The sequence below is a fragment of the Thalassotalea sp. G20_0 genome, assembly GCF_017744175.1.
GTDB lineage: Bacteria > Pseudomonadota > Gammaproteobacteria > Pseudomonadales > Endozoicomonadaceae > Endozoicomonas.
This window is the reverse complement of the sequence record NZ_JAGHQV010000047.1, coordinates 27,829-39,757: the sequence shown is the minus strand read 5'-3', so window position 1 is coordinate 39,757 and position 11,929 is coordinate 27,829. Positions and strand designations below refer to the sequence as shown.

The following is an 11,929-nucleotide window of genomic DNA, read 5'->3' as shown; positions in this document are numbered from 1 at the left end:
CAGGCCTGACGGACACGCCGGTGACGGTCAGCCTGGTGACGAACGTACAGCACGGTAGCCTGGTGCTGAACGAAAACGGCACCTTCAGTTACGCCCACGACGGCAGTGAGAACTTCACCGACAGCTTTACCTACAGGATCACTGACAACGACGGCCAGGAATCCGAGGCGACGGTGCAAATTACTGTTGATACGATACCTGACGCTCCAATTATTAATGCAAATACCAGAGGCACTAGCCTGTACACTGACTTTCAGGTTCCGGTTCCAGAGATGGGGTATCGTATTGATGTCATAGCTGACTCTTTAGGCTATCAGACAGACAATGCCGGAGGTGATCTGGAAATTGGTAGGGAAAATTTTTATGGAGGAGAAAGTGATACAAACCATGTGCTGGAGTTGAAAGCGGATCCCGGTGATTACAATATCTTTGCAGATATTGAGTCTATATCTGGTGAAGTATTCCAGTTCACTTTCGACCATGCTGCACGTGAGGGCCAGGGTGGCTTTGAGTCTGCTATAGAAGTCTTGGTCTCTGATCTGGATTCTGACGGCAATGTCACTAAACAGACTAAGCTCACGACCATTACTCCGGGAAGTCTCTTTGATCTTAAGACACACACCTTTTATTTTGTGGCTTCCGGTGAAAGTACCCGTTTCGAGCTATTAGCTGCCGATCGTGATGAACGTGATACTACGGGTGCAATCATCGACAATATCCGGGTTGAGACTGTCGGTTACCAAAAAACGTCCAGTATTCCACTGAATGTTGCTGCGGAGACAGTAAACGACAATGAAATCCTGATGCTTACTTTTACAGACATTCCTGTAGGCGTCACTCTAACGGATGGGACTAATAAGCCGTTTATTGCTACGGAAGATGCCACTTCCATCAATATCAGTGACTGGACTCTTGCCAATATGGAGTTACAACCAGCACCCGATTTTGTTGGAAATGTGTCTCTGACCTTTACGGCGGTTGCGCAGGATCAAGATGGTGATACCAGTTCGAAAAGCATGCTTGATCTTAACTACACTATTTTTCCGGATGTTCTTCCGGGGAATCGTGAAACGGGTACTCAAAATGCTGAGACATTGGATGGTGGTGAAAACAACGACGCCATTAATGGCGTTGCTGGTAATGACACCATAAATGGAAATGGCGGAAACGATATACTCAGTGGTGATGAGGGGGCCGACACGATTAATGGTGGAGCAGGTAAGGACTTTATCGATGGGGGTGAAGGAAACGACACACTTGCTGGCGGTGATGGCTCTGATCTGTTTATTTTCAAAGTCGCAGACTTGCTGGACGGAGAAACTGTGCAGATGGATACCATCACTGATTTTGTTTTGGGCGACCCTTTGAGCGAAAACAGCGATGCGGATGTTCTGGACCTTTCTGGTCTTGTTGATTTTGGTGTTAAGGAAATTGTTAATCCAGAGGCTCTTCAGGCAAAGGGAATTTCTGCAACTTACCAAAGCGGCAAGGCATCTATCGAGTTTATAGCAAATACCCTTGATGGTAATGGAGACAAACTCACCATTGTTTTTGACAACACCACTGGCTGGAATGACCTGAATGAGTCGGGCAGTATTGATGGCAATGATGTACTTCAACAGCTGATTAACAACGGCCAGCTGATTGTTTAAATACGCAATAAAAACTAACCATAATTTGAATTGGAAAAGGAGCGAAAAAAGGATGTTTCCGACGTTTTTAAAAGTATCACTATTGTCTGCCGCAGTGTTAACCGCCAATGCCCGGGCAGATACCCTGCTGGATTCCATCAACCAGACTCTGGCGACCAATCCGGAAATTCTGATCCGCACTACCGAAGCGGATGCCCGTATGGATGAAATTACCCAGGCTAAGGCCGGGTATCTGCCCAGTGTGGATCTTACGGCCGGGATTGGTTATGAGAACAGCCGCAACAGCACAACCATTGGTATTTTTGATGCGGGTGATGCTGACAGTAAAGACCAGGCCAGAACCCGCCGGGATGCCTCCCTGATTGCACGTCAAATGTTGTTTGATGGTTTTGCGGTTGGCAGTGAGGTGGATCGCCAGAAGGCGAGGCAGGCGTCCGCTGCCCAGGAGGTGTGCTCGGTAGCCGGTAATACGGCACTGCAGGTGACCCGGGCCTATATCAATGTCATGCGCCAGCAGTCTATCGTTGAACTGATGCAGGCAAACTCGGCAGAGCATGAACGTGTCGTTGAACTGATTGAAAAACAGGGGCGCAAAGGCCGCAGCAATGAGGCCGATGTGGCTCAGGCCCAGAGTCGTCTGGTACTGGCCAGGGCCAATGAGATCAGTGCCGAGTCTGTACTTCGTGATGTAAAAACACAGTACCAGCGTCTGGTGGGTAATCTCCCGGCTTCTTATACGTTACCTGAAGTGCCAGCAGGTACACCGGCTTCTCTGGAGGAAGCGTTAAAGTTGGGCACAGAAATTCATCCGGTGATGAAATTGGCCAGTGCTGATGTGCAGGCAGCCGAAGCTCAATATGAAGCGAGTAAGAGTGCCTTTATGCCCCGCTTTGAGCTTGAGGTGGGGGCCAACTGGGATACCGATGCCAATGGTGGCAAAGGGGATACCTATAGCCATGTGGCCAAAGTGAATATGACCTATAACCTCTACAACGGTGGTGGTGATAAGGCTCGCCGTAGCCAGACCAGCAAACTGGTCAATGAGGCGATGGAAGTGCGCAATCGGGCTCGTCGTCAGGTGGAGGAAGAGATTCGTCTGGCCTGGGTGGCTATTGATTATGGATCCCGGCGTTTGCGCCCGCTGGAAGAGCATGTGGTTCAGGCGAGCAAATCCAGAGAGCTTTATGACAAGCAGTTCCTGATTGGTAACCGTACGCTCATTGATCTGCTGGACAGTCAGAATGAGTACACATCTGCCCGGCAGAGTGAAATCAATGCCCGTTATGATCTGCTGTTTAACCAGTTCCGCCTGTTGAATAGCACGGGTTCGTTGTTGACGGCAATGGACGCCAGCCTGCCCGTTGAGAATGATTGTGGTGTGGAAGTGGTTGCGGCACGTTAAGTCGATAGTCAAGGGGGCAAGGTGCCTGCCCCCATTTGGATTTAACCTTCTCCTTTCAGCTTACGCCTGAGAATGTTGTAAATTTCCTGTTGGTCCCTGCTGTGGACAAACCGAAGTGCTTCTCTCAGCGTTGGCAGACTGCCGGCAATCATCGGACAGTCCAACAGCTTTTCAAGCTTTTCCATATGCTGGATATCCGGGCGTACCTGTTTGACCGGTGTCTCTTTAATCTCGGCAGAACCCATTACCAACTCGGCAAGACTGATCTGATGCAACAGGCTTTTAATGCTGAGAAGCGCGAAAGCAAGGTGCAGACGTGAATGAGGGAATGGGTTATTGAAGCCGTAGCAGATCATACGGCTGTACATCTCAATCTGCACCAGTGTGCTGTCATGGCAGCCCAGCGGGTTATCTATACTATCCATACTGTGCAGGCCAACCATATCCTGGCTCAGGTCCTGTATGGTTAACTTCTGCTGACCGAAAAATGGCCTGATCGATTCCATGGCGGTACTCCACTGCAAGTCAATTTCAGTCATTTATACCATTGATTTTGCAGCAGATTGTCTAACAACTCCGCCAGTATTACTGACTTTTTGCGGGTGACACCATTCAGGGGACGTGATAGCCCATTGGCATCTGTTCATCGTACTGCAGCCAGACTTTATTCAGCCATGCCTCAGAGCCCAGCCAGTCAAGAACCCACTTCAGGCCCTGCCCCATATTTTCCTGGTTCCAGGCCAGCAGGCAGCCGTCGTTATAATGCAGGTCTGGCACTTCTTTGCGAACCAGCAAGCCTGCTTCGATATAGGGTCTGGCAAAGTGGTTGGGCAAAATAGTGGCCCCCAGTCCTCTTAACAGGCATTCGATAGCGGCTCTGAAACTGGGTACCAGAAGCACCTGCTGGTTTTCCAGCAGCAGGTTGTAGCCATGACGGAAAAACCGCGAGGTATCCTGGATACAGATAGAGCGGTGCCCCTGCAGCTCTGCCATGGAAAGAGGCTCATTTTGCCCGGCCAGGGGGTGGTCTGGCGCAACCACAAAGTCCCAGGTCATATTACCCATTGAGCGCCAGGCAAAACGATCCTGGTTGAGGATGGCTTCCGGGATATCCTGGGGTGCGCCAATCACTATCTGACAGCGACCATGAAACAGCGAGTCCCAGGAGCCGTTATAGACTTCGGTATTGATCACCAGCCCGGTTTCCGGTCGAACTTCCTGCAGATCATTGATCAGGTCGTAGACTTTGCCCTGATTGACCACGTTATCCAGGGCGATACGCAGCTCTTTCTCCCATCCGGTAGCCAGTTGTCGTGTACTGTTTTCAAGCTCCTCCAGGTCGGCAAGCAGTTTATCGGTATGTTTGATAAAGTGCTCACCGGCAGGTGTCAATTCAACGCGTTTGCTATCACGCAGAAACAGCTGTACGCCCAGGCGGTCTTCCAGTTTCCGAATGGTATAGCTGATTGCCGAGGGCACTTTATGCAGATGCCTGGCGGCAGCTGTAAAGTTACGAAAATGGGCAACTGCCCGAACAATCTGTAGCGTTTCCGTTGGAATCATACAAGGCGACAATGAGTTGAGTAGATAAGGCTGGCAATAATACCTGATCGACGTTGTGTCTATTCAGATTTTTCGCTAAAAATTAAAATAACAGAATGAGCATTCAGATTATGTTGATATACCCTGATGTTGTGAGTCGATAGTATTCTTACGTCGTCCATGGCGATACTGGCGGGAACCAGTACCGCTGACTGAAATAAGCGCGAACTATTATCGTTGCCTGTTCCAATAGGTCGATGCTTCAGCAATGGACGAATGAGGCTGCAGTATGCCCTGCAGACTCAGGTGGATGATCAGCAAAAACCCCTGTCTTGTTACAGGGGTTTTTTGTATCTGTTGAAAATGCCAATCGAACTGTCTAACTCTAGCAAATATGAAATAGCTGGGCTAAAAGTCTATTCATAAAAGAAAATGGTTTAGGTTACTGGTTGGTATATTATTGAATCAGGCTTCACTGGCTAATGAATGGAAGTGAGGCTTCCCGTTCATTGCTACTCTCAACTACCCGTCAATGCCCATTTATCCAGAGGGGTTGCCCCATGACTGATCTTAATGCCCGTAGCCGTCAGGCTGTGCAATTGATGGATCTAACTTCCCTGAATGACGATGATACCCCGGAAAAAATCATTGCTCTGTGTCATCAGGCCCATACCGAAGCCGGAAACACGGCTGCTGTCTGTATCTATCCCCGTTTCATCCCTCTTGCCCGTAAAACGCTGAACGCCCTCGGCCTGAACGACGTTGCTATTGCCACGGTAACCAACTTTCCTGCCGGTGATGATGATATTGAAATCGCTGTCGCAGAAACCAGGGCCGCGATTGCCTATGGTGCAGATGAGGTTGACGTGGTATTTCCATACCGGGCTCTGATAGCGGGCAACGCAGAAGTCGGTGCCGAGCTGGTTCGCCGCTGCAAAGATGTTTGCGGTGTTGACGACAGTGGTCAAAAACAAGTCCTGCTGAAAGTGATTATTGAAACCGGTGAGCTAAAGGATCCTGCCCTGATTCGTAAGGCCAGCGATATCGCCATTGCAGCCGGTGCTGATTTTATTAAAACCTCGACAGGCAAGGTGCCGGTCAATGCGACACCAGAATCTGCACGGATCATGCTGGAAGCCATCCGCGACAGTGGCAACACACAGGTTGGTTTCAAGCCTGCCGGTGGTATCAGAACCGCAGAAGACGCGGCACTGCACTTGGATATGGCGGATGAAATTATGGGCGATGGCTGGGTAAACTCGCGCCACTATCGGTTTGGTGCCAGTAGTCTGCTGGGGAATCTGCTGATTGCCCTGGGCCTGAAACAGGGTGAAGCCAGCAAAGAAGGGTACTGATATGTTTCTGCCACAGGAAGTTATTCGACGTAAGCGGGAAGGTGAGGTGCTCAGCGAGCAGGAGATTCGCAGTTTCATTGCTGGTGTTACGGATAACTCGGTGTCGGAGGGGCAGATCGGTGCTCTTACCATGGCCGTGTACTTTCAGGGGATGAATATTGATGAGCGAATCGCCCTGACCTGCGCCATGCGCGATTCCGGCGAGGTGATGGACTGGTCGTCAGATAATCTCCCGGGCCCCATACTGGATAAACATTCCACCGGTGGTGTTGGCGATGTGGTCAGCCTGATGCTTGGCCCCATGATAGCCGCCTGTGGTGGTTTTGTGCCGATGATTTCCGGTCGTGGCCTTGGGCATACCGGGGGTACGCTGGACAAACTGGACAGTATTCCCGGCTATACGACCAGTGCCTCAGAATCGCTGTTCCGTAAAGTGGTCAGGGAGACCGGCGTTGCGATTGTCGGCCAGACTGGCGAGTTGGCTCCTGCGGACAAACGGATTTATGGTGTTCGTGATGTGACGGCAACGGTTGAATCCATTGCCATGATTACCGCCTCCATTTTGTCGAAAAAACTGGCAGAAGGGCTGGATGCCCTGGTGATGGATGTCAAGGTGGGCAGCGGTGCCTTTATGCCAACCTTTGAGCAGTCGGTGGAACTGGCGCAGAGTATCGTTCAGGTAGCCAATGGGGCCGGGGTGAAAACAACGGCATTGCTGACGGATATGAACCAGTGCCTTGCCTCTTCTGCCGGAAATGCGGTTGAGGTTCGCGAAGCTGTGCAGTTCCTGACGGGTGAATATCGCAATAACCGCCTGCTGGAAATTACCATGGCGCAATCCGCAGAGCTGCTGGTATCCGGGGGGCTTGCTGCCGGAATTGAGCAAGCCAGGGAAAAACTGCAGTCCGTACTGGACAATGGTCAGGCGGCTGACGTCTTCGGCAGGATGGTTCACGGTCTCGGTGGTCCGTCGGACTTTGTTGAACGGTATAACCATTACCTGCCCACTGCGGCCATCGTTAAGCCCGTGTACATGGAGGCCGAGGGTTATCTTGCCGCCATGAACACCCGGGAAGTGGGGATGGCCGTGGTGCAGTTGGGCGGAGGTCGAAAAGTTGCTTCTGATACTATTGATTATGGAGTAGGCTTTACGGAAATTTGCCGACTGGGTGACAGGATTGATCCTTCACAGCCCATTGCCATGCTCCATGCCAGTTCAGAAGCATCATGGAACCAGGCAGCAGATATGCTTCGCGGTGCACTCAGTTTTGCTGAACAGGTGCCGTCAATCCGTTCTCTCGTTTACCAACAGCTTTAAGCTGACAATGCACCTTCAAGTCATCGGTTTGTATGGTGCATTTTTATCAACAAATAGCGGTCATAACCATTGCAGGTCAGGAGTAGCGAATGAAACGTGCAATTATCCTTGTTATGGATTCATTCGGTATTGGAGCTACGGAAGACGCTGATAAATTTGGCGATGTTGGCTCCAATACAATTGGACATATTGCCCGGGCTTGTGCCGATGGCGAGGCAGATATTGGTCGACAAGGCCCGTTAACCCTTCCGGAGCTGTCCAGTCTTGGCCTGGTTCATGCCGCAAGGGACGCCTGCGGCGAGTTCCCCAAGGGGATGGTCAATGATATGCCGATTATCGGTGCTTATGGCTATGCCAAGGAACTCTCCAGTGGCAAGGATACCCCCAGTGGCCATTGGGAAATGGCGGGCGTTCCGGTGCTGTTTGACTGGGGCTATTTTCGCGATGAGAAAAACAGTTTCCCGCAGGAACTGCTGGATGAGTTGATCGACAAAGCCGAACTTCCGGGGGTTCTGGGTAACTGTCATGCCTCGGGTACCAGCATTCTGGAAGCCCTGGGTGAAGAACATATGAAAACCGGCAAGCCGATTGTCTATACATCGGCCGATAGCGTCTTTCAGATTGCCTGCCATGAAGCAACATTTGGCCTTGATCGTCTGCTTGACGTCTGCAAGATTGCCCGTGAGATTCTTGAACCGTACAACATTGGGCGTGTGATTGCCCGGCCATTCATTGGTGATGATGCAGGGGATTTTCAGCGCACCGGCAACCGTCGGGACTTTTCTGTATTGCCCCCGGCACCCACGGTACTGGATAAGCTGGTAGCCAGTGGCGGCGAAGTGGTCAGTATTGGCAAGATTGCCGATATTTTTGCCAACCAGGGGATTACCAGAAAGGTAAAGGCAACGGGTATTCCAGCCCTGTTTGAAGCAACCCGTGAAGCATTGATTGAAGCGGGTGATCGAACCATTATCTTCACCAACTTTGTGGATTTTGACTCTTCATTCGGGCATCGCAGAGACGTAGCCGGTTATGCCGGTGCGCTGGAGCAGCTGGATGCCATGCTGCCAGACCTGTTTTATTATATGGGCGACGATGATCTTCTGATTATTGCGGCAGACCATGGTTGTGACCCAACCTGGCCCGGAACGGATCATACCCGTGAACACATTCCTGTTCTGGCATTTAGTAAAAAATTGGTGCCATGTGCCCTGGGTCGGCGGGAAACCTTTGCCGATATCGGGCAGACACTGGCCAGCTATTTTGAGCTGGAGCCTATGGACTACGGCACATCGTTTTTGCCTGAGATCTTTGAGCAGTAAGTTTCGGCTATCGTCATTTATCTAGGAGGCTGACCGAGAATAGACTGCCCTACTGCGGTGGCAGCAAATTGGTCTAAAAAGTCGGATTTTTTTAGCAAATAGAACCACTATTCACTAAAAGAATCCGCCTTTTTATCCTCAATTTTCTGCCATCCTCGCTACGGGCGCTATTCTCGGTCAGCCTCCTAGATGTACTTTGATCGTCGTGTTTTATCGAGAACGAGGATTTAACCGTGACACCTCATATTAATGCCAAGCCCGGTGCCTTTGCTGATGTCTGCCTGATGCCCGGGGATCCCTTGCGCGCCAAACATATCGCCGAAACGTTCCTGGATGGTGCCGAACAGGTAACGGATGTGCGTAACATGCTGGGCTTTACCGGCACCTACCAGGGTGTCCGGGTGTCTGTTATGGGGTCTGGTATGGGGATTCCTTCAGCGTCTATTTATTACAAAGAGCTGATTACCGAGTACGGTGTTAAGAGCCTGATCCGCGTCGGTTCCTGTGGGGCTATTTCCAGGGACGTTCAGGTTCGCGACATTGTAATCGGTATGGGTGCCTGTACGGATTCCAAAGTGAATCGTATGCGTTTTCGGGACCACGACTTTTCGGCGATTGCCAATTATGGGCTGCTGGAAAATGCCGTGAATGCTGCCCGTGCCATGAACCTGCCGGTGAAAGTGGGCAACCTGTTCTCTGCGGATCTGTTCTACAATCCGGATGCAACCATGTTTGATACCATGGAGAAATACGGTGTACTGGGTGTCGAGATGGAAGCGGCTGGCCTGTACGGCGTTTGTGCTGAGTTTGGTGCACAGGGTTTGGCCATCTGTACTGTCAGTGACCATATCCGTACCGGAGAAGCACTGCCACCGGAAGACCGTCAGTTAACGTTCAATGAGATGATTGAAGTTGCACTGAAGTCCCTGTTGTAATTTCAATGCGTTTGATAGGTACAACCTCCGCTCACCTTGAGCGGAGTGAAAGGGTGGTTGCTTCTGTCTTTCTTCTGGGGCTGGCGTTGCCATCCCCCCTCGTTCCCATGCTTGCTCTTCGTGGACATGAGGGATTACTGATTGTTAACCCACTCCTGCTCAACAACCAGGTCCAGTATCCACCGTTTGCTGGAGGCGTCAGCTGGCGGGTTTGGAACATCAAACTCTTTGATACGCAGGCGATAGGCAATCCCGGGGGTAAACTCAAAACCTTCGATATCACCGTAAAACAGGGTCCAGGGATCCTCTTTAGACTCACGAATCTGCAAACACTCCATCGGGCCGACGCCAACACAGCCTGTTTTTTCCGAAGCAACATAAATAAAGCGGGTCACGCCATCTTCCATGTTGGGCTGCTTGTTGAAGACATAGCTGGAAGTATTGGTACTGAGTATCAGTTGATCACCGGACATCTGAACCCTGGGTTTATTACCCAATAGCTGCTTTAAGGCTTCTTCCTTTTCGGCTTCTTCACCATGACACATCATCAGTGTACTGGCGAGCTGCTCCACGACCAGCCGATCACCATGCATTTTGACCGAACCCATCAGTCGGTTGCACCCAGCATGGGCCGCAATGTGATCATCTTTGATATCCAGGGTAATGGGTGCAGGGCTGTCTTCCTGCCATCGACCTTCAGGCAGGGTACTACAGGCGGTCAGAAGTACAGACATTATTACAGCCCCAAACTGTACAATTTTCATTGATAACTCCGGCAGGCTACCGACTTAAGACAGAAAAATAATGATAATTATCGCTGATTATAGTGCCTGTCAGCTATCAAAAGAGTATCTGAAAACCGAAATTATTGAATTAAATCAGTAGATAAAAAAGCAGCTCAACAGAGCTGCCAGTTAAAACAAATCGTAAGGAGTATCACTGATCAGATAATAAAGTTGTAGCTTAACCAGGCTCGCAGTTTTTCTGATTCATTTTGACCAGTAGCCTTACGTAATGCCTCATCATTCCTGTAATAGCCATATTCAAGTTTGAATTGCAGGTCCTTCATTCCCCACTGGGAAAAATTGTATTTCATGGTCAGGTCATGCTCGTGTTCGGCAACGTCATGTTCAGTACCATTCAATTCTTTTGCCTTCATCCCTGATCCATAGACGAAGTTGTAAGCCAGTGATAAACCTTCAAGCCCAATATCACTGAAATCATATTCAGCACCAATCAGCCAGGCTTTCTCTTTATTTAAGTTAAAGTCGGATATATTGGCGGAAGTGGGTACATCCCAGACACCGTGGGTGTTAGCACCAAAGTTATAGTTGTAATGACCTATAGTGTGATGGCCATTGGTAATAGAGTTGGTTGCTGTGTTGGCCTTTGTGTAATTGAAGGCTGCATTAAATGTCCATGGACCGCTGTTCAGGGTTGCATTCAGATTTCCTAATTCCGCTTTGTTTTCAAATGAGCCATTCCGCTCACTTGCTCCCCAGAGGTCTCCATCCTGTTTGGCATAGAAGTACATCCCTCCAAGAGTCAGCTCTGAACCATCATAAAGGGGCATTTTTAACCAGACATTACCGTTATGAGCCGTTAAATAGTTATCTGCAAGACCATTACGATATTGGAGTTCAAGGCTGTTCTGGTTGGCTAATTCAAAGGTGTAGCCCAGTTGCATGCCCATGACCCAGTCAATTTGTTTACCTTCCTCATTCACAATAGGGTGAAAGCCTGACTGAGTTCTTTCGGAAACTTCATTTAACCAGGCAATCTTGCCTTTGAAACCGTCCATTACAACACTGGCATCCACTCCCTGCCAGGCACTGGGAACCGAACGGGAGCCTGAGATGGTTACCAGACCGGTTTCAAGCAGCTGACGACCAATTTTGACATCGGCAGACAGGCCTTCATAGCTGTCAGGCAGTTTGAAATCCACCCATATCTGACCGATTTTACCAAAGCCTTCGTTATTAGCATTCAACAGGTTGCTGGAGGTGGCATTACCATGTTTCATATCCAATTTGGCAACCCGGTAGGCCGAGCCTCCAACACTGACAACCTCAGCAAGGTAGCCAGTCTGTGCATTAAGCCATACAGCACCTGTCCAGGCACCTTTGTTAATATTGTCAGTGGTATTCTCATCATCGAAAAATACGCTCTGTACTTTGCCATCGATTTTGGCATCACTGATAAATGAATCATAACTGTCACTGGCTATAACAGGCACACTGAAAAGAGCAACAGCATAAGATAATAAATAGGGTTTTAAACGGGTCAAAATTAATACCTGCTTAATCAATGATTGTGATTGAGTAGAGCAAGTATAGATGCTTTATCAAAAGCTGAGAGAAATTAACCGATAGAATAAGATAATGGTGTTTGATTAAGCAGATG

Annotated in this window: 10 protein-coding genes; 6 read left to right on the top strand and 4 right to left on the bottom strand. The window is 49.7% G+C overall.

Annotated features, from left to right (window positions below):
- Together J7438_RS20785 and J7438_RS20780 are read left to right on the top strand one after the other, a co-directional pair.
- Nucleotides 1-1,652 (top strand): cadherin-like domain-containing protein (locus tag J7438_RS20785; protein ID WP_209278062.1); only part of this gene is annotated, 1,652 nt, incomplete at its 5' end.
- Between the two features lie 52 nt (nt 1,653-1,704).
- Nucleotides 1,705-3,054, top strand: coding sequence for a TolC family outer membrane protein (locus J7438_RS20780; protein WP_209278061.1), 1,350 nt, complete (start codon nt 1,705-1,707; stop codon nt 3,052-3,054).
- A 41-nt stretch (nt 3,055-3,095) separates the two neighbouring features.
- Here J7438_RS20780 and J7438_RS20775 read toward each other — a convergent pair whose 3' ends face one another.
- Together J7438_RS20775 and J7438_RS20770 are read right to left on the bottom strand one after the other, a co-directional pair.
- Nucleotides 3,096-3,593: a hypothetical protein gene (locus J7438_RS20775; RefSeq protein ID WP_209278060.1), complete on the bottom strand. Its 498-nt coding sequence runs from the start codon at nt 3,591-3,593 to the stop codon at nt 3,096-3,098.
- Between the two features lie 73 nt (nt 3,594-3,666).
- On the bottom strand, nt 3,667-4,617 hold the full coding sequence (locus J7438_RS20770; RefSeq protein WP_209278059.1) for a LysR substrate-binding domain-containing protein: 951 nt from the start codon (nt 4,615-4,617) through the stop codon (nt 3,667-3,669).
- A gap of 539 nt (nt 4,618-5,156) precedes the next feature.
- On the opposite strand from J7438_RS20770, the gene deoC reads away from it, so the two are divergent.
- From deoC to deoD, 4 genes are all read left to right on the top strand, one after another.
- Nucleotides 5,157-5,951 (top strand): deoxyribose-phosphate aldolase, encoded by a 795-nt coding sequence (gene deoC / locus J7438_RS20765; RefSeq protein WP_209278058.1) that lies wholly within the window; start codon nt 5,157-5,159, stop codon nt 5,949-5,951.
- Nucleotide 5,952: 1 nt separating this feature from the next.
- Nucleotides 5,953-7,269, top strand: coding sequence for a thymidine phosphorylase (deoA, locus tag J7438_RS20760; RefSeq protein WP_209278057.1), 1,317 nt, complete (start codon nt 5,953-5,955; stop codon nt 7,267-7,269).
- A gap of 89 nt (nt 7,270-7,358) precedes the next feature.
- A complete protein-coding gene (locus J7438_RS20755; RefSeq protein ID WP_209278056.1) occupies nt 7,359-8,591 on the top strand; it encodes a phosphopentomutase in 1,233 nt (410 codons plus the stop codon).
- Between the two features lie 233 nt (nt 8,592-8,824).
- Nucleotides 8,825-9,526 (top strand): purine-nucleoside phosphorylase, encoded by a 702-nt coding sequence (gene deoD, locus J7438_RS20750; protein WP_209204341.1) that lies wholly within the window; start codon nt 8,825-8,827, stop codon nt 9,524-9,526.
- A gap of 134 nt (nt 9,527-9,660) precedes the next feature.
- Here deoD and J7438_RS20745 read toward each other — a convergent pair whose 3' ends face one another.
- Together J7438_RS20745 and J7438_RS20740 are read right to left on the bottom strand one after the other, a co-directional pair.
- Nucleotides 9,661-10,290 carry an META and DUF4377 domain-containing protein gene (locus tag J7438_RS20745; protein WP_209278055.1) on the bottom strand — a complete coding sequence of 210 codons (630 nt, stop codon included), beginning with the start codon at nt 10,288-10,290 and terminating at the stop codon, nt 9,661-9,663.
- Nucleotides 10,291-10,469: 179 nt separating this feature from the next.
- The gene (locus J7438_RS20740) at nt 10,470-11,813 is read right to left on the bottom strand and encodes an OprD family outer membrane porin (RefSeq protein ID WP_209278054.1); all 1,344 of its coding nucleotides are present in this window, start codon (nt 11,811-11,813) and stop codon (nt 10,470-10,472) included.
- Nucleotides 11,814-11,929: the final 116 nt, after the last annotated feature.